Annotated in this window: 19 protein-coding genes; 14 read left to right on the forward strand and 5 right to left on the reverse strand. The window is 66.1% G+C overall.

Annotated elements, in window-relative coordinates; all coding sequences use genetic code 11:
- Entirely contained in the window at window positions 1–1,359 is a 1,359-nt protein-coding gene (locus G6N42_RS05685) for an MFS transporter (RefSeq protein WP_163727231.1), read from the forward strand.
- A gap of 55 nt (window positions 1,360–1,414) precedes the next feature.
- Here the strand turns inward: G6N42_RS05685 and G6N42_RS05690 are convergent, their stop codons facing one another.
- A complete protein-coding gene (locus tag G6N42_RS05690; RefSeq protein ID WP_163727233.1) occupies window positions 1,415–2,164 on the reverse strand; it encodes an IclR family transcriptional regulator in 750 nt (249 codons plus the stop codon).
- A gap of 70 nt (window positions 2,165–2,234) precedes the next feature.
- Here G6N42_RS05690 and pcaH point away from each other — a divergent pair, with 70 nt between their 5' ends.
- The 6 genes from pcaH to G6N42_RS05720 are packed head-to-tail and all read left to right on the forward strand — an operon-like array spanning window position 2,235 to window position 7,341.
- A complete protein-coding gene (gene pcaH, locus G6N42_RS05695; protein ID WP_163727236.1) occupies window positions 2,235–3,023 on the forward strand; it encodes a protocatechuate 3,4-dioxygenase subunit beta in 789 nt (262 codons plus the stop codon).
- Window positions 3,023–3,586, forward strand: coding sequence for a protocatechuate 3,4-dioxygenase subunit alpha (gene pcaG, locus G6N42_RS05700; protein ID WP_163727240.1), 564 nt, complete (start codon window positions 3,023–3,025; stop codon window positions 3,584–3,586). The genes pcaH and pcaG overlap by 1 nt, the downstream gene beginning before the upstream one ends.
- On the forward strand, window positions 3,583–4,785 hold the full coding sequence (locus G6N42_RS05705; RefSeq protein WP_163727244.1) for a lyase family protein: 1,203 nt from the start codon (window positions 3,583–3,585) through the stop codon (window positions 4,783–4,785). Before pcaG ends, G6N42_RS05705 begins: the two co-directional genes overlap by 4 nt.
- Window positions 4,782–5,966 (forward strand): bifunctional 3-oxoadipate enol-lactonase/4-carboxymuconolactone decarboxylase PcaDC, encoded by a 1,185-nt coding sequence (pcaDC, locus tag G6N42_RS05710; protein WP_163727248.1) that lies wholly within the window; start codon window positions 4,782–4,784, stop codon window positions 5,964–5,966. The genes G6N42_RS05705 and pcaDC overlap by 4 nt, the downstream gene beginning before the upstream one ends.
- Window positions 5,963–6,658, forward strand: coding sequence for a 3-oxoacid CoA-transferase subunit A (locus tag G6N42_RS05715; RefSeq protein ID WP_163727251.1), 696 nt, complete (start codon window positions 5,963–5,965; stop codon window positions 6,656–6,658). The genes pcaDC and G6N42_RS05715 overlap by 4 nt, the downstream gene beginning before the upstream one ends.
- Window positions 6,655–7,341 (forward strand): 3-oxoacid CoA-transferase subunit B, encoded by a 687-nt coding sequence (locus tag G6N42_RS05720; RefSeq protein WP_163727254.1) that lies wholly within the window; start codon window positions 6,655–6,657, stop codon window positions 7,339–7,341. The genes G6N42_RS05715 and G6N42_RS05720 overlap by 4 nt, the downstream gene beginning before the upstream one ends.
- On the opposite strand, the gene G6N42_RS05725 is transcribed toward G6N42_RS05720, so the two are convergent.
- A complete protein-coding gene (locus tag G6N42_RS05725; protein WP_163727257.1) occupies window positions 7,338–8,237 on the reverse strand; it encodes a hypothetical protein in 900 nt (299 codons plus the stop codon). The genes G6N42_RS05720 and G6N42_RS05725 overlap by 4 nt on opposite strands.
- Window positions 8,238–8,277: 40 nt before the next feature.
- A complete protein-coding gene (locus G6N42_RS05730) occupies window positions 8,278–8,826 on the reverse strand; it encodes a B-4DMT family transporter (RefSeq protein WP_163727260.1) in 549 nt (182 codons plus the stop codon).
- 33 nt (window positions 8,827–8,859) lie between these two features.
- Here G6N42_RS05730 and G6N42_RS05735 point away from each other — a divergent pair, with 33 nt between their 5' ends.
- The 4 genes from G6N42_RS05735 to G6N42_RS05750 are packed head-to-tail and all read left to right on the forward strand — an operon-like array spanning window position 8,860 to window position 11,653.
- Window positions 8,860–9,954, forward strand: a complete 1,095-nt coding sequence (locus G6N42_RS05735) for a M24 family metallopeptidase (protein WP_163727263.1) — start codon at window positions 8,860–8,862, stop codon at window positions 9,952–9,954.
- Between the two features lie 18 nt (window positions 9,955–9,972).
- Window positions 9,973–10,536 (forward strand): elongation factor P, encoded by a 564-nt coding sequence (gene efp / locus G6N42_RS05740; RefSeq protein ID WP_163727267.1) that lies wholly within the window; start codon window positions 9,973–9,975, stop codon window positions 10,534–10,536.
- Window positions 10,529–11,098 carry a transcription antitermination factor NusB gene (gene nusB, locus G6N42_RS05745; protein ID WP_232076087.1) on the forward strand — a complete coding sequence of 190 codons (570 nt, stop codon included), beginning with the start codon at window positions 10,529–10,531 and terminating at the stop codon, window positions 11,096–11,098. The genes efp and nusB overlap by 8 nt, the downstream gene beginning before the upstream one ends.
- Complete coding sequence (locus G6N42_RS05750; protein WP_163727270.1) at window positions 11,099–11,653, forward strand: hypothetical protein; 555 nt, start codon at window positions 11,099–11,101, stop codon at window positions 11,651–11,653. It abuts the gene before it with no gap.
- Between the two features lie 7 nt (window positions 11,654–11,660).
- Here the strand turns inward: G6N42_RS05750 and G6N42_RS05755 are convergent, their stop codons facing one another.
- Both G6N42_RS05755 and G6N42_RS05760 read right to left on the reverse strand, forming a co-directional pair.
- A complete protein-coding gene (locus G6N42_RS05755) occupies window positions 11,661–12,866 on the reverse strand; it encodes an FAD-dependent monooxygenase (protein WP_163727273.1) in 1,206 nt (401 codons plus the stop codon).
- A gap of 15 nt (window positions 12,867–12,881) precedes the next feature.
- Complete coding sequence (locus G6N42_RS05760; RefSeq protein WP_163727276.1) at window positions 12,882–14,087, reverse strand: serine hydrolase domain-containing protein; 1,206 nt, start codon at window positions 14,085–14,087, stop codon at window positions 12,882–12,884.
- Between the two features lie 134 nt (window positions 14,088–14,221).
- Here G6N42_RS05760 and pyrR point away from each other — a divergent pair, with 134 nt between their 5' ends.
- The 3 genes from pyrR to G6N42_RS05775 are packed head-to-tail and all read left to right on the forward strand — an operon-like array spanning window position 14,222 to window position 17,063.
- Window positions 14,222–14,794 carry a bifunctional pyr operon transcriptional regulator/uracil phosphoribosyltransferase PyrR gene (pyrR, locus tag G6N42_RS05765; RefSeq protein WP_286201636.1) on the forward strand — a complete coding sequence of 191 codons (573 nt, stop codon included), beginning with the start codon at window positions 14,222–14,224 and terminating at the stop codon, window positions 14,792–14,794.
- A complete protein-coding gene (locus tag G6N42_RS05770; RefSeq protein WP_163727282.1) occupies window positions 14,791–15,774 on the forward strand; it encodes an aspartate carbamoyltransferase catalytic subunit in 984 nt (327 codons plus the stop codon). The genes pyrR and G6N42_RS05770 overlap by 4 nt, the downstream gene beginning before the upstream one ends.
- Window positions 15,771–17,063: a dihydroorotase gene (locus G6N42_RS05775; protein ID WP_163727283.1), complete on the forward strand. Its 1,293-nt coding sequence runs from the start codon at window positions 15,771–15,773 to the stop codon at window positions 17,061–17,063. The genes G6N42_RS05770 and G6N42_RS05775 overlap by 4 nt, the downstream gene beginning before the upstream one ends.
- The last annotated feature ends 19 nt before the right edge of the window (window positions 17,064–17,082 follow it).

The raw sequence follows: 17,082 nt of genomic DNA on the forward strand, positions 1-17,082 counted from the left end.
ATGAGCGTCATCGACAGCAACGCACCCGATGGGGTGCCCGCGGGCACGCCTGAACGCACGCCGAAAAAGGCCGCGCTGGCCAGCTTCATGGGCAGCGCCGTCGAGTACTACGACTTCTTCGTCTTCGGTTTCGTTGCGGCGCTGGTCTTTCCGAAGATCTTTTTCCCCGAGGGAAACGAGACGGTCGCCCTGGCCCAGTCTTTCGCCACGCTCGGGGTCGCCTACATCGCGCGGCCGGTGGGGGCGTTCGTGATCGGGCACTTCGGCGACCGGATCGGACGCCGGAACGTGTTGATGTTCACGTTGCTCCTCATGGGCGCGTCGACCTTCGCGATCGGCTGTCTGCCCACGTATGCGTCGGTCGGAGTGCTCGCACCCATACTCCTGGTGACGTGCCGCCTGCTCCAAGGGTTCTCGGCCGCAGGCGAACAGGCCGGTGCAAGTTCGCTGACGCTCGAGCATTCACCCGATAACCAGCGGGCCTTCTTCACCTCGTGGACTCTCACGGGCACACAGGGCGGCTTGATTTTGGCCTCGCTCGTGGTGATCCCCATCGTGGCGCTGCCCGACGATGACCTGCTCTCGTGGGGTTGGCGGGTCCCGTTCTGGCTCAGCGCCGTTGTGGTGGTGGTCGCCTACTTCATCCGTCGCCGACTGCACGAGACGCCGGAATTCACCGAGGCCAAAGCCGCAGGCAGCATCGCCCGGATGCCGCTGAAGCCGCTGATGCGAGATCACTGGCGCGACGTTCTGCGGGTGATCTTCTGCGCCTTCATCGCCGCCGTCTCGACGGTGTTCGCCAACCTCGCCATCGCCTACGGCAAGAAGATGGGCCTGAACGCGGACGAAACGCTGTGGCTGGTGGTCGTCGCGAACATCGTGGCACTCGGCACTCAGCCGATGTTCGGAAAGCTCGCCGACCGCATCGGGCGCAAGCCGGTGTTCATCTACGGTGCGCTGTCCTCCGCGGCGCTGATGCCCCTCTATCTGCTCTCGATGAGCGGTGGCAACGACGTGCTGATGTTCGCGTTGGCGATAGCCACCTTCTCGTTCGGCTACGCCGCAGCCAACGCGGTCTGGCCGGCGTTCTATGGCGAGATGTTCTCCACGAAGGTCCGTTTCTCCGGACTCGCGATCGGCACCCAATTAGGTTTCCTGGTGGCGGGTTTCGCGCCCGCGATCGTCACCGCACTCGGTGGTGTGAGTGAAGGCGGCTGGGTGGCGACGAGCATCTTCACCGCGGTGGTCTGCCTCATCGCCAGTGCTGCCGCGCTGACGGCGCGGGAAACCAAGGACGTGCCGACCGCCCTGCTGGGCACCAAGGTTCCCGATTCGGCGCGGCAACTCGTCGATCACTGAGAGTGCTGTCATGGCGCCCTGTGGGTCAGCGGGCGGGCGAAGCTGGGCGGGAATGTCACAGCAAGCGGCCGATGCCGCGCGCGGCGACCTGCAGGGCGCCGAGCAGTCGCTGCCGATCACGTTTGAGGTTCGGCACGACGACGCCTATCGCCGCCGCCACGGTGCCGTCCGACGCACGGACCACGGGAACGGCCAGCGAACACGCACCGAGCGACATCTCCTCGTTCGTCGTCGCCACCCCGTCTCGGCGGACGCGCTCGAGCTGCCCCGCGAGGACGGGTTGAGCGACAATCGTGAACGGAGTGACACGGGTCAGGCTGGCAAACACTTGATCCTGAATTTCCTTCGGCGCATGCGCGAGCAGGACCTTCCCGACCCCGGTGCAGTGCATGGGCAGCTTGCTCCCGGCGCTGCTGACGATCGGCACGGACGTGCGGCCCATCATCCGCTCGAGGTAGAGCACCTCTGCGCCTTCGCGAATCGCCAGGTGCGCCGTGGCCATGGTCGCCGCGTAGACGTCGTGCAGAAAAGGCTCGGCAACCTGGCGCAACTTGCCCTCGACGGGCGCCAGCAGACCTGCGCTCCACAACAACCTGCCGACCTCGAAGCGACCGTCTGTCCGGCGCTCGAGCGCACCGCCGGTCACCAGTTCGGCGGCGAGCCGGTGCGTGGTGGGCAACGGCAGGCCCGCGCGCTGAGCAAGCTCCGAGAGGGCCAGGCTGCGGTGCTGCTCGTCGAACGCGGCGATGATCGACAGCAAACGTGCAGCAACGGTCACTCCGGGTGTCGAGGTGTTGCCTGCCATTCTCTGATCCTTCCGCTGAGCGGAATTCTAGTCTTCACGACAACTGAAAGGGAGGGATAGTGTGCGCATCATGACAGCTACGCCCACCGCCAACTCGGACAGCGCCTCGGCGAGTCAGGCCGAGGTGAGCAGCGAGATCGCCGCGATCGAGTCGGCCTATCAGCGGTCGGGTGTCGAGGAGACGCAGCCGCGACTCGACTACCCGCCGTACCGGAGCAGCGTGCTGCGCCACCCGACGAAGGACCTGCATCACGTCGATCCCGAAGGCGTCGAGTTGTGGACACCGTGCTTCGGTGCGCGTGACGTCCATCCGCTCGAATCCGATTTGACGATCCAGCACACTGGCGCGCCCATCGGCGAACGAATCGTGGTGACAGGCCGGATCGTCGACGGCGACGGGCGGGCAGTGCGCGGCCAACTGGTGGAGATCTGGCAGGCCAACGCGGGCGGGCGCTATATCCACAAGCGCGACCAGCATCCTTCGCCGATCGACCCGAACTTCACCGGCGTAGGCCGTTGCCTCACCGACGACGACGGCAACTACCGATTCACCACCATCAAACCCGGACCCTATCCGTGGAAGAACCACCACAACGCGTGGCGGCCTGCCCACATCCACTTCTCCTTATTCGGAACCGAATTCACGCAGCGCATGATCACCCAGATGTACTTCCCCGGTGATCCGCTGTTCGCCCTCGACCCCATCTATCAGTCCATCACCGATCAGAAGGCGCGCGATCGGTTGGTCGCCATCTATGACCACGACGTGACCACCCATGAGTGGGCGACCGGCTACCGGTGGGACATCGTGCTGACCGGATCGAGCCGGACGCCCGTCGACGAAGGAGCCGATCGCTGATGTCGACACTGCTGACCGCGACGCCGGGACAGACAGTCGGACCGTTCTACGGCTATGCACTGCCGTTCGAACGGTGCAACGAGCTTGTGCCGCCTGGGTCGCCCGGCGCCATCCAGTTCCACGGCCTGGTAACCGACGGGGCCGGCAACCCGGTTCCCGATGCGCTGCTGGAGATCTGGCAGGCCGACGCCGACGGCGAGATTCCCTCCGCCACCGGGTCGTTGCGCCGCGACGGCTGGACGTTCACCGGCTGGGGCCGCGCCGCCACCGACGATGCGGGCCGCTACAGCTTTTCCACCGTGCTGCCCGGTGCGTCCGCTCCGGGCTCGGCACCGTTCATTCTCGTCACGGTGTTTGCCCGCGGACTGCTGAATCGCCTGTTCACCCGCGCGTACCTGCCCGGTGATCGGCTCGCGAACGATCCACTGCTGAGTTCGCTTCCCGCGCATCGCCGTCAGACCCTGATCGCGACTCGCGACGATATGGGTCTGAAGTTCGACATCAACCTCCAAGGCGATGACGGCGAGACCGTTTTCCTCAGTTATCCGGGGCATCGCCCGTGACCGACCTGTTCTGGCCCGGCGACCATCGCGCCGGAAATCTGATGAGCGATCGCGCGTTGCTGGACGCGATGGTCGCGGTCGAACACGCGTGGTTGGATGCGCTCGTCGATGCCGACATCGCGCCGCAGTCGGCGCGGACCGATCTCCGTGGGTTTGTCGCCGAGGACGACCTCGAGCCACTCGCGCGCGACGCCGATGTCGACGGCAACCCGGTCGGCGCGTTGGTTGCGCTGTTGCGGGCCCGCGCGGCCCAGCCAGCCGCGCAGTGGCTACATCGGGGTTTGACGAGCCAGGACGTCGTCGACACCGCGCTGATGGTTTGCATCCGAGATGTACTCGCTCGCCTCCGCGAGGAACTCGCCGATCAGCTGCGAACGTTATCGCACCTCGCCGAGAAGCGCCGTGCCACACCGATGCTCGCGAGGACACTCACACAGGCCGCGCTGCCGAGCACCGCGGGCGTCAAAGTGGCCCGGTGGTTGTGCGCGGTGCTGGATGCCGCGGAACCGCTGGCTGAATTGAGGGTGCCGGTCCAGGTCGGGGGTGCCGTGGGAACCTTGGCCGCCGCCGTTGAGCTGAGCGGATCAGCGGAAAATGCGATTCGACTGGGCGACTCGGTGGCAAGCGCGCTGGGACTGGCTCCGGCGCCACCATGGCACACCTCGCGATCTGCAATCACCCGGATCGGCGATGGGCTGGTCGGCTGTTGCGACGCGTGGGGATACATCGCCAGCGATGTCGCGACGAGCAGCCGGCCCGAGATCGGTGAGCTGGCCGAGACGGGCGGGGGCAAGTCTTCGACCATGCCCCACAAGAACAATCCGGTGCGCTCGGTCCTGATCCGCCGTACCGCGATGACGGCACCGTCGCTGGCCGCCACGCTGCACACCGCATCGGCGATGTCCGTCGACGAACGCTCCGACGGCGCGTGGCATGCCGAATGGGCCACCCTGCGGACGTTGGCGCGGCGCACCGTCGTCGCCGCCGCCCACACGACCGAACTCCTCGCCGGACTGCAGATCGACGCGACCCGCGCGACCGCGAATCTGGCCGCCGCCGGCGACGGCGTGCTAGCCGAGCAGCAGACCATGGCGGCCTTGACCGGACATGCTCCGGCAGCGGAATACCTCGGCGCTGCCGAACAGCTCGTCGACTCCGCGCTGCAACGGGCCAGTCACTACCTCAAGGACGTGCCATGAGTACCCCGCGCATCGTCGCCACCGAGTTCGGCGGACCGGACACCGCCCCGCTGCTTCTTCTCGGGCCATCACTGGGCACCTCTGCCACCACCTTGTGGAGCCGGGCCGCAGCCCAATTGACTGACAAATGGCGCGTTGTCGGCTGGGACCTTCCAGGACATGGCCGCGGCGACATCACCGACGCCTTCACCCTTGCCGAACTCGCCGCAGGCGTCCTGGCGCTTGCCGACCAGTTCACCCGTGAGACATTCCATTACGCAGGTGATTCGGTCGGAGGCTGCGTCGGCCTGCAACTGTTGTTGGATGCCCCGCACCGTGTTGCGTCGGCCACCCTGCTGTGCACAGGCGCGGTGATCGGCTCCCCGGATGCGTGGGCCGAACGCGCTGAAACCGTCCGCGCATCGGGAACCGAGACCCTGATCGCCACAGCGATGCAGCGGTGGTTCCCCAACGGCTTCGCGGAGCGCGAATCCGCCACCAGCTCGGCTCTGCTCGATGCTCTGCGTAGCGCCGACTCCGGCTCCTACGCCCAGGTGTGTGAGGCATTGGGTGGATTCGACGTCACCGACCGGCTGGCAGAGATCAGCACACCGGTCCTCGCTGTCGCGGGCAGTCAGGATATTGCCACTCCGCCGGATCACCTGCAGCGCATAGCCTCCGGCGTCAAGGACGGACGTTTGGTCGTGTTGGAAGGGGTGGGGCATCTCGCGCCCGCCGAGGTGCCGGAAAGAGTCGCGCAGCTGATCACCGAACACGCACGCGCGGCGACCGCGCCGATTCCGGTCACCACCGACGAGGTGTACGCCGGTGGGCTTGCGGTTCGGCGTGAGGTCCTCGGTGACGCACACGTCGACCGGGCCATTGCGGCAACGACCGAATTCACCGCCGACTTTCAGCGGTTCATCACCGAATATGCCTGGGGCGCAATCTGGACGCGGCCGGGCCTGGACCGCCGCAGCAGGTCGCTGATCACACTGACAGCGTTGGTGGCGCGTGGACACCACGAGGAACTCAAGATGCATCTGCTCGCCGCCCGGCGCAACGGGCTGTCCAACGACGAGATCAAGGAGCTGCTGATGCAGACCGCGATCTACTGCGGCGTGCCGGATGCCAACACCGCGTTCCGGATCGCCGCTGACGTACTGCCGGGCTTCGACATTGACAAGGGGGAGAGGGCGTGAGCCGCACCGAGATCTGCGATGTAGCGGAGCAAGCTGTCGCCGGCATCAATGATGGATCAACAGTTCTCGTCGGCGGATTCGGGATGGCGGGCATGCCGACCACACTGATCGACGCACTCATTCAACAGGGCGCGACCGACCTCACCATCGTCAGCAACAACGCGGGCAACGGCGACACCGGCCTGGCCGCGCTGCTCGCCGCCGGTCGCGTCACCAAGGTCATCTGCTCGTTTCCCCGACAGGCGGATTCGTATGTCTTCGACGAGCTGTACCGCGCCGGCAAGGTTGCGCTCGAGGTGGTTCCGCAGGGAAACCTGGCAGAGCGGATCAGGGCGGCGGGTGCGGGGATCGGCGCGTTCTTCTGCCCAACCGGCGTCGGCACGCCCCTTGCTGAAGGGAAGGAGACCCGAACCATCGACGGCAGAGATTACGTACTGGAATATCCGATTCGGGGCGACGTCGCGCTGATCGGCGCCCATATCGGCGACCGGGCGGGGAATTTGTTGTACCGCAAGACTGCTCGCAATTTCGGTCCGGTGATGGCGACCGCGGCGTCGCTCACCATCGCCGAGGTGTCCCGGGTGGTCGAAGCGGGATCGATCGATCCTGAAGTCGTCGTCACCCCCGGAATCTTCGTAGACCGCATCCTCGACCTTTCGGCCGACCGACGTATGAGGGAGGAGGCGTCGTGACGCTCCACGTCCCAAGTCGTACCATCACCGTCGAGCATCTGGATCGCGGTCCGCTCGACCGCCGCGAACTGGCGGCGGTCATCGCCCGCGATATCCCGTCCGGTTCATACGTCAACCTCGGGATCGGACAACCTACGACGGTCGCCGAATACTTGTCGCCGGAGGCAGGTGTGGTGCTGCACACCGAGAACGGCATGCTCGGCATGGGCGGCGAAGCGGTCGGTGATGAGATCGACGCGGATCTGACGAATGCGGGCAAGGTGCCGGTCACCGAAACCCCTGGCGCATCGTACTTTCATCACGCCGACTCGTTTGCGATGATGCGCGGCGGCCATCTCGACGTATGCGTGCTCGGTGCATTTCAGGTCAGTCGGGACGGCGATCTGGCCAATTGGCACACCGGTGCGGCCGACGCCATTCCGGCGGTCGGTGGCGCCATGGATTTGGCCATCGGCGCGAAAAGTGTGTTCGTCATGATGAATTTGTTCGCCAAGGACGGCAAGCCGAAGCTGGTGCCGCAGTGCACCTATCCGCTCACCGGCACCAGGTGCGTCAGCCGCGTCTACACCGACCACGCGGTGTTCGCGATCGACTCCGGTGATAACGGCGGCATACGTGTATTGGAGACATTCGGGTCCACCGTCGAGGCGCTGGCCGAACGAATGTCGGTGCCGCTCAACTAACGTCGCGGCGCTGCTTCGGCTCGAGCTCCTCGGATGGAGACCCGCTCGTCGGTGCTGGCCACCGAGTAGCAGATTGCTGTCGCGACGATCGTGGGCAGCACGAACGTCAAGGTCAGGACGAACGCGATCAGACCGGCGGCCGGATCTGTCAACCAGGGCTTGGGGATTCGGGCGAGGCTGACCGCCAGCCAGGACGCGCCGATCGCCAGAATCACCGTGGCAATGGTGGCGACCTTGATCGAGCGGAGTGCCAGACGGGTCGGTGCGCCGCTGTCGGCCAACGATCTGCGCAGCGTCTTGGTCCGGACGTACACAAGCACGAAATCCGAGATGATGACCAGCGCGGCAGTCGCGATGATGATGCCGGTGACCCAGATCTCGGGCCTGCGGCCGTACATGAAACGCAAATAGTCGACGGCGGTTTCGGAGAGGATCAGCGTCGTCGTCATGGCGGCGGCGAACGTCAGCCAGCCACCCAGATCGGCGAGAAAGCAGTAGGCGCCGACGTCCTCGGGGTCTTGTTCGGACACCCTGTTGACCGCATGACTTGCGAGCATCCAGCCCAGTCCGCCGAACAGGGCCGTCGCGCCCGCGGCGAGCATTCCCGTCGACACTGCACCCTGCGTCCACGCGATCGCGCAGATGCCGCGCGCATCGCCCTCGGCAGGCACCTGGCTGCCGGTGATCAGGCTGAACAGGAAGCTGGACAGCATCAGGATCAGCACCGCGGAGGAGAACAGTGCGAGCGTGTGAATGCTCTCGCGGCTCTTCTTGTCCATCAGCAGAGCGATCGCGGTGATGAGGAAGCCACCGAGCACGCCTGCGAATTGGGAGTGCGAGGCCGCGGACGACAGCACGCTCCATTGATCGGACGTGCAGAATTCGTCCGGATTCACGATCGACTTGAGGAGCTCAGGTCGTCAGACGGCGCCAGGACTAGTTGTCGCGACGGGTCTCGACCGTCTCGTACTCCCCGGTGCGCTCGCCCTCGGGCTGGTTGACGGCGGCGAACACGTCGGTGTCAGCGCGCTCGTCGTCTCCGGAACGGTGCCGGGTGACCGGGGGTGCGTTGCGGTCGACGAGCCAGCGGCCGATGGTGACGCCAAGGAGGGCCACCAGGAACACGAGCAAGGCGGTGAACGCCGCGAAGGTGGTGAGCTCGTTGATCAGCCCCTCGACGTAGAGGGACTTGTAGAAGAGGTGGATGAACCACGCGACGGCGCCGCTGACGATGCCGGCGAACAGGCCGGCCAGCAGCCACGTCATGGACAGGTCGCCGCGGCGGTCCGGATCGGGATTGGCGCGGGCGTCCGCGCGGCCGTCGGCCAGGCCCCACACGAACACGATGACGGCGTAGATGATCACCAGAATGAGGCTGATCAGCCCGGCCCTGGTCTCCCACGCGTTGATCATCGCTCCCTGCAGCAATCGCACGATCACCATCAGGGCCGCGAACACCAGTCCGCGCAGCAACCACTTACTCATGAGGCCACACCTTAGCGAGTAGGTTCAACAACCGTGACTATTTCACAGCGTCGGGACCGGCTGCGTGAGCGACTGGTCGCCGACGACCTGGACGCCATGCTGGTATCGGACCTGGTCAACGTCCGATATCTGTCCGGCTTCACGGGATCCAACGCAGCTCTGCTGATACGCGCGGAGGACCCGACACCGGTGCTGGCCACCGACGGGCGCTACCGCACCCAGGCCGCGCAGCAGGCGCCCGACTCCGAACTCGTCATCGAACGGGCCTGCGGGCCGCACCTGGTTGCGCGCGCGGCGGCCGACGGACTGTCCCGCGTCGGCTTCGAAAGTCATGTGGTGACCGTCGACATGTTCAGCGTGCTCGGCAAGGCTGCGGGAGACCGGACCGAACTGGTCCGGGCTTCGGGAACGGTGGAGGCGTTACGCGAGGTCAAGGACGCCGGCGAGATCGCGCTGTTGCGGTTGGCCTGTGAGGCCGCCGATGCGGCGCTGCACGATCTCGTCGAGCGGGGTGGGCTGCGTCCGGGCCGTACCGAGAAAGAGGTCGGCCGCGAACTCGAGGCGCTGATGCTGGATCACGGCGCCGACGGCAGGTCGTTCGAAACCATCGTGGCCGCCGGGCCGAACTCCGCAATCCCGCACCATCGGCCGACCGACGCGGTGCTGGCCGCGGGGGACTTCGTCAAGATCGACTTCGGGGCGCTGGTGTGCGGCTACCACTCCGACATGACCCGGACCTTCGTGTTGTCGCAGGCCGCCCAGTGGCAGCTCGACCTCTACGAACTGGTGGCGGCCGCGCAGCGGGCCGGCCGAGAGGCGCTCGCGCCCGGGGTCACGCTCTCCGATGTCGACGCGGCGTCGCGACAGATCATCGCCGACGCAGGTTATGCCGAGAACTTCGGTCATGGATTGGGGCACGGGGTCGGTTTGCAGATACACGAAGCGCCGGGTATCAGCGCGTCATCCGCCGGTACACTCCTTGCTGGCTCCGCGGTGACCGTGGAACCCGGTGTCTATCTGCCAGACCGCGGCGGCGTCCGAATCGAGGACACGCTTGTCGTCGGCAGTGACTCACACCCGAACCCTGACTTGCTCACCCGGTTCCCCAAGGAACTGGCGATCCTCTGAACAGGAGAACAATCAACCGTGGCATCGACCGCCGACTTCAAGAACGGGCTCGTCCTCCAGATTGACGGCCAACTGTGGCAGATCACCGAATTCCAGCACGTCAAGCCGGGTAAGGGCCCCGCGTTCGTGCGTACCAAGCTCAAGAACGTGCTTTCGGGCAAAGTCGTCGACAAGACCTACAACGCCGGTGTGAAGGTCGAGACCGCCACCGTCGACCGCCGCGACGCCACTTATCTGTACCGCGATGGCTCGGACTTCGTGTTCATGGACTCCGAGGACTACGAGCAGCACCCGCTGCCGGAGTCACTCGTCGGCGATGCCGCCAAGTTCCTGCTCGAGAGCCTTCCGGTACAGATCGCCTTCCACGACGGCGCGCCGCTGTATCTCGAACTGCCGGTCACCGTCGAACTCGAGGTCACCCACACCGAGCCGGGCCTGCAGGGCGACCGGTCTAGCGCGGGCACCAAACCCGCCACCGTCGAGACCGGTGCGGAGATCCAGGTGCCGTTGTTCATCAACACCGGCGACAAGCTGAAGGTGGATTCGCGTGACGGCAGCTACCTGGGAAGGGTGAATGCCTGACTTCCGGGGCGTGGGGGAACCTCCCGCGCGAAGCGCAGGGGGACGAAGCGACGGGAAAAATCCCCGGGGGGATGGGAGAAATCGGCGATCCGACCGTGGCCGCCATCAGGCCAGGAAGCGCGCCGTCGACCTGCTCTTCGAAGCCGAGGCGCGCGGGATCACGCCCGCGGAGGTCGCCGAGTCGCGTAGCGCCCTGTCTCAGACGCAGTCCGACGTTTCACCGCTGAATCCGTACACGGTGACGGTGGCGCGCGGGGTCACCGAACACACCGCGCACATCGACGAACTGATCGCTGCGCATCTGCAGGGGTGGACGCTGGACCGGCTGCCGGCTGTCGACCGGGCGATCCTGCGGGTGGCGGTGTGGGAACTGCTGCACGCCGAGGATGTTCCCGAACCGGTTGCCGTCGACGAAGCCGTCGAACTGGCCAAGCAGTTGTCCACCGACGACTCACCGGGTTTCGTCAACGGTGTGCTGGGTCAGGTGATGTTGGTGACACCGCAGATCCGGGCGGCCGCAGAAGCTGTTCGGGGAACGGGCGATTCGGGCGTCGGGACGTAAATGGGAGTACCGCAGGACTGGGCGCCGTACTCGAGTATGGACGAGGCGGCCAAGGTATACCTGCGTGATCCCGAACTGGCGCTGGACCAATTGCGTTCTGTCATCGACCTTCCCGCGATCAAGTCGTTCATCATGTCGCGCGGATTCAGCGACGGGTCGTGGGGTGACACCGACGAAAACCCGGTGTGGCAGGAGGTGGTGCTCACCGACGGGCACCGGCTGATCATCTGGCGCGCGGACGACGAGTCGTCGATTGTCGACGAGCGCGAGCGCCGGGTGCTCAACGCGTCTGTGCGCACGATCCTGCTGTCGACCATCACCGACCATGTGCTCACCACCGAGTACGAGGCGCTTGACGATGGCACCCGCAGGCTTTCGGAGGTCCGACTGCGGATGTACACCCAACTCGTCACCCGATCGCGGCAGAAGTCGGTGACCGAGACCGACATCTATTGCGAGTCGTTCCGCTACTACAAGTCGGTCGACAACGGTGGCCTGGCCCAGATGCAGCGTCTACTCCAGTTCGGCCGGGTGCTCTCGCGCTGCATCGAATAGCGTTCCATCAGGAATAGTCCGGAAGCTCAATCGATTCCGCCGTGTTGAACCAGAGCTTGGCGGCGATCGGTCGGAACGGCCAGCGTTGCATCCACTTCATCACCAGGGCGGTGATCGCGATGTCGGATTCCGTCTTCGGCGCGAACCGTGCGAGGCTGTTCGGCAGGTCCTGACACCTGTCGACATACGGGCGCATGACGGATTCGTAGCGTCGAAGTGACTCCTGAATACGCTCGCCGTCAAAACCATCCGCGGGCCCGAGTTCACCCGCCAAGACGTACGCGCCGACGAGCGCGAGGCTGGTGCCCATGCCGCTCAGCGGTGATGCGCAGTACCCCGCATCGCCGACCAAGGTGACGCGACCCGACGACCAGGACGGCATGTGGACCTGGGCGAGGGAATCGAAGTAGAAGTCGTCGGCCTCCTGGGCGGCGGCCAGCAGCGCGTCGCATTCCCATCCCGCTCCGGCGAATCGTTCGACGAGAATTTGGCGCTGCCCATCGAGATCACGTCGGTCGAACGTAAGAGGCTCTGACTGAAACGTGAACCCGGCCTTGGCGATCGCCGGGTCGCGTGACGGGCGCATCGAGGCGTTGATGCCGCCGGGCGCCTGGTAGATCACGAACCAGCCGCCCAGTCCGACACGATCGGGGGCCGAGAACCAAGCGTTGTAGCCGCCGACCGGCTTGACGAACCGTTCCTCCGGCCCGAAGACGAGCCGCCGCACCGCGGAATGCGGGCCGTCAGCGCCGACGACGAGGTCCGCACGCACCGTCGTTGCGTCGGCCAAGGTCACCTCGATCGCGTTGTCGGACTGCTTCACCTCCGAAATGTTTGTTCCAAAGCGGTATTCGGCACTTTCCCGAGTGGCGTGGTACAACACGTCGACGAGATCGCCGCGCAGGATCTCCAATTTGGACACCAGTCCGTTGCCGTCGAACGCGGTCACCGGCATCTCGGCGCGTCTGCTGCCGTCGCGCTTCACCCAGGCGGCGCCGGCTTGCTTGACTGCCCGGGCGCGCATCTCGTCGATCAGGCCCATCCGTTCGACGACCTCGCCGCCGGCGCCACGCAGGTCGACAGTCTGACCGCCGGGTCGGATCCCGGGCGCGATCTCCACGACGATGACCCGATATCCGTTGCGGGTCAGCCAGAATGCCAGTGCGGGGCCCGCGATTCCGGCGCCGCTGATCACCACCGTGGGCTGGGTCATGCCATCACCGCCGCGTCAGAGATCGAGGGCTTGGTACGTCCGCCGGACGAACTTGGGTTGTGCGCTTTGCAGTTTCGCCAACGAGGTGTTGCCCGCGACGGCCGCTGCCATGTCGGCGTTGATTTCAGGGAGATTCTGGATCAAGTAGATGAGGACGAGATCGGCGCTCGGATCGGCCTGCCACCAGGTGCCGTACGCGCCGGGCCAGCTGAAGGTGCCGAGTCCGCCGGGACCGAACAGCTGGCGCGACTTGGTGGGGTCGGTCACGACGGAGAGGTTGAGACCGAAACCGCGGCCCACCCAGAACGGGGATCCAAGAAAGGGTTGCCGCTTCTGCTCATCGGTCAACCGGTCGGTGCGCATCAGTTCGACCGATTTCTCCGACAGCACCCGTACACCGTCCAATGTGCCGCCGCCGAGCAGCATCCGGGCAAACCGAAGGTAGTCATCGACGGTGGACCATAGACCGGCGCCGCCGGTGCAGAACGGCGGATCGGTGATCGGCGCCGGACCCATCACGTCGTGCTGCAGCGCCATATTCGCGTCGAGCTTGTACATCGTCGCGGCACGACGACGTCCCGCTGTGCCCACCGAGAAGCCGGTGTCGACCATCCCGAGCGGGCCGAAGATGCGCTCGGACAACACATCGGACAGTGACTTGCCCTCGATCCGGGACAGCGCGATGCCCAGGACGTCGGTGGCGTGACTGTAGGTGAGGCGATCGCCGGGCTGGTGCACGAGCGGCAGCGTCGCAAGCTCGGCCAGCCAGCGGTCTTGATCCTGGCGGAAGGACATCCGCCCGTACGCCTTGCTCAGCGGACCCAGGACGGAAAACGTGTAGGCGAGCCCGCTGCGGTGGGTCATCAGATCGTCGATCGTGATCTGCCGGCGGGCGGGAGTGGTTTTGTCGAGCGGGCCGTGCGGGTCGACGAGCACCTGCATATCGGCCAGCTCGGGCAGCCATGTCGACACCGGGTCGGACAGCGACAGCTTGCCCTCTTCGGCCAGGCTCATCGCGGCGGCGACGGTCACGGGTTTGGTCATCGACGCGATACGGAAGATCGTGTCCCGTTCCATCGGCTGGCCCGCGTCGACGTCGCGGTAACCGAGCTCGTTGACTTGCAGCACCTCGCCCGCGCGGCACACCAGCGTGACGGCCCCGGCGAGCAACCCGGCGTCGATGGCCTCTTGGATGGATGTCTGGTTACCGTCGAGCTTCATCGACGTCAGCGTACTGAAGCACCGGGGACCGATGGTGTCGTGTGTGGCCGGCCGAAATGCAGGTGCTAAGCTCCCCGCAGTTTCGACATCCTTTAAAGAGCCGTCCTGAGAGGCGGAGAAGGAGGTCAGGGTCTTTGGGCGCGCCTGGCACCGACCGGGAACTGATGTCCGCTGCGGACGTCAGCCGGACCATTTCCCGCATGGCCCATCAAATCATCGAGAAGACCGCACTCGACGGTCCCGATGCTCCGACCGTCATCCTGCTCGGCATTCCCACCCGTGGCGTGACCATCGCCGCTCGGCTGGCCGAGAAGATCAAGGAATTCTCCGACGTCACCGTCGCCCGCGGCGGGCTCGACATCACGCTCTACCGTGACGATCTCGGCAGCAAGCCACCCCGGCCGTTGGAGGACACCTCGATACCTGAGGGCGGCATCGACGGCACGCTCGTGATCCTGGTCGATGACGTCCTCTACACCGGTCGCTCCGTGCGCTCGGCGCTCGACGCACTGCGTGACATCGGTCGGCCCCGGGCCGTCCAGCTCGCAGTCCTCGTCGACCGCGGTCACCGGGAGCTTCCCCTGCGCGCCGACTACGTCGGCAAGAACGTGCCGACTTCGCGGGCCGAGAACGTCAAGGTCCGTCTCACCGAAGACGACGACGTCGAGGGGATCTGGATCGCACCGCAGGGAGGGCCCCCAAGATGAAGCACCTGCTCTCGGCCGGCGACCTGTCACGGACCGAAGCGCTGGCGATTCTCGACAACGCCGACCGGTTCAGCCAGGCGCTGCTCGGCCGCGAGGTCAAGAAACTGCCGACGCTTCGCGGCCGCACCATCATCACGATGTTCTACGAGAACTCCACCCGCACGCGGGTGTCATTCGAGGTCGCAGGCAAGTGGATGAGTGCCGACGTCATCAATGTCAGCGCATCGGGATCCTCTGTCTCCAAAGGTGAGTCGCTTCGTGACACCGCCCTCACCCTGCGTGCCGCCGGGGCCGATGCCCTGATCATCCGCCACCCCGCCTCCGGAGCGGCCCAGCAGCTTGCCGAGTGGACACGCACCGAGCACTTGCCGGGGGCAGGAGCGAAGCGACCGGGGGAAGGGTCCGGCCCGTCGGTGATCAACGCCGGCGACGGCACTCACGAGCACCCGACGCAGGCACTGCTCGACGCGCTGACCATCCGCCAACGGCTTGGCGACATCGAAGGCAAGCGCGTCGTCATCGTCGGCGACGTGCTGCACAGCCGGGTCGCGCGGTCCAACGTGCTGCTGCTCGACACGCTCGGCGCAGAAGTGGTGCTCGTCGCCCCGCCCACGCTGCTACCGGTCGGGGTGACAGACTGGCCGGTCACCGTGTCGCACGACCTTGACGCCGAGTTGCCCGTCGCCGATGCGGTGCTGATGCTGCGTGTGCAGGCCGAGCGGATGACCGGCGGATTCTTCCCATCCGCGCGCGAGTACTCGGTGCTCTACGGCCTCTCTGAGAAGCGCCAGGCACTGCTTCCGGGTAACGCGGTAGTCCTGCACCCCGGCCCGATGGTGCGCGGTATGGAGATCGCGTTCTCCGTCGCTGATTCGCCGCAATCGGCTGTCCTGCAGCAGGTTTCCAACGGTGTACATATCCGAATGGCGGTGTTGTTCCACCTGCTGGTGGGCGCTGAGCTGGAAGCGGTCAGCGTATGAGCGTCCTGATCCGCGGGGTGCGGCTCTACGGCGAGAGTGACCGGGTCGACGTGCTCGTCTCGGACGGCCAGATCGCCGACATCGGGGCCGGGCTCGATGTTCCCGACGATGCCGATGTCGTCGACGCCACCGGTCAGATTCTTCTTCCCGGATTCGTCGACCTGCACACCCATCTGCGCGAGCCCGGCCGAGAGTATGCCGAGGACATCGAAACCGGCTCGGCTGCAGCGGCTTTGGGTGGCTATACCGCGGTGTTCGCCATGGCCAACACCAACCCGGTCGCGGACAGCCCGGTCGTCACCGACCACGTCTGGCACCGCGGCCAGCAGGTCGGGCTGGTCGACGTGCATCCCGTCGGTGCGGTGACGATGGGTCTGGCCGGTGCCCAGCTCACCGAGATGGGCATGATGGCCGACGGCGCCGGACAGGTACGGATGTTCTCCGACGACGGCATCTGCGTCCACGACCCGCTGATCATGCGCCGCGCACTCGAATACGCGACGGGCCTCGGTGTCTTGATCGCCCAGCACGCCGAAGAGCCCCGCCTCACCGTCGGCGCCGTCGCGCACGAGGGGCCCAACGCCGCACTGCTGGGTCTGGCGGGCTGGCCGCGTGCGGCCGAGGAATCCATCGTCGCCCGCGACGCGCTGCTGGCCCGCGATGCCGGCGCGCGGGTACACATCTGCCACGCCTCCACGGCGGGCACCGTCGAGATCGTCAGATGGGCCAAGGAGCAAGGTATTTCGATCACCGCCGAGGTGACGCCGCACCACCTTCTGCTCGACGACACGCGCCTGGCTTCCTACGACGGCCGCAACCGGGTGAACCCACCGCTGCGCGAAGCGTCGGACGCCGAGGCCTTACGTCAGGCGCTCGCTGACGGGGTGATCGACTGCGTCGCCACCGACCACGCGCCGCATGCCGAGCACGAGAAGATGTGCGAGTTCGCCCACGCGCGCCCGGGCATGCTCGGCCTGCAGACCGCGCTGTCGGTGGTCGTCGAGACCATGGTGCGTCCCGGCCTGCTCACCTGGCGCGACGTAGCCCGGGTGATGAGCGAGAACCCCGCCCGCATCGTCGGATTGCCGGATCAGGGCCGGCCGCTGGAGATAGGCGAGCCCGCCAACCTGACCGTCGTCGATCCCGACGCTACGTGGACGGTGGAGGGGTCAGAGTTGGCGAGCCGCTCCGACAACACGCCGTACGAATCGATGGAATTGCCTGCGACGGTGACGCTGACGTTGTTGCGGGGCAAGGTCACCGCGCGCGACGGAAAGAGTCCGGCATGAACGGCCAGCGAGTAGCGCA

The sequence above is a fragment of the Mycobacterium gallinarum genome (assembly GCF_010726765.1).
In the GTDB taxonomy this organism is placed as follows: domain Bacteria; phylum Actinomycetota; class Actinomycetes; order Mycobacteriales; family Mycobacteriaceae; genus Mycobacterium; species Mycobacterium gallinarum.

Coding starts and splice junctions, on each gene's coding strand:
- G6N42_RS05685 (WP_163727231.1), top strand. CDS start 1: ATGAGCGTCATCGACAGCAACGCACCCGATGGGGTGCCCGCGGGCACG.
- G6N42_RS05690 (WP_163727233.1), bottom strand. CDS start 2,164: ATGGCAGGCAACACCTCGACACCCGGAGTGACCGTTGCTGCACGTTTG.
- pcaH (WP_163727236.1), top strand. CDS start 2,235: ATGACAGCTACGCCCACCGCCAACTCGGACAGCGCCTCGGCGAGTCAG.
- pcaG (WP_163727240.1), top strand. CDS start 3,023: ATGTCGACACTGCTGACCGCGACGCCGGGACAGACAGTCGGACCGTTC.
- pcaDC (WP_163727248.1), top strand. CDS start 4,782: ATGAGTACCCCGCGCATCGTCGCCACCGAGTTCGGCGGACCGGACACC.
- G6N42_RS05730 (WP_163727260.1), bottom strand. CDS start 8,826: ATGAGTAAGTGGTTGCTGCGCGGACTGGTGTTCGCGGCCCTGATGGTG.
- nusB (WP_232076087.1), top strand. CDS start 10,529: ATGCCTGACTTCCGGGGCGTGGGGGAACCTCCCGCGCGAAGCGCAGGG.
- G6N42_RS05750 (WP_163727270.1), top strand. CDS start 11,099: ATGGGAGTACCGCAGGACTGGGCGCCGTACTCGAGTATGGACGAGGCG.
- G6N42_RS05755 (WP_163727273.1), bottom strand. CDS start 12,866: ATGACCCAGCCCACGGTGGTGATCAGCGGCGCCGGAATCGCGGGCCCC.
- G6N42_RS05760 (WP_163727276.1), bottom strand. CDS start 14,087: ATGAAGCTCGACGGTAACCAGACATCCATCCAAGAGGCCATCGACGCC.
- G6N42_RS05770 (WP_163727282.1), top strand. CDS start 14,791: ATGAAGCACCTGCTCTCGGCCGGCGACCTGTCACGGACCGAAGCGCTG.
- G6N42_RS05775 (WP_163727283.1), top strand. CDS start 15,771: ATGAGCGTCCTGATCCGCGGGGTGCGGCTCTACGGCGAGAGTGACCGG.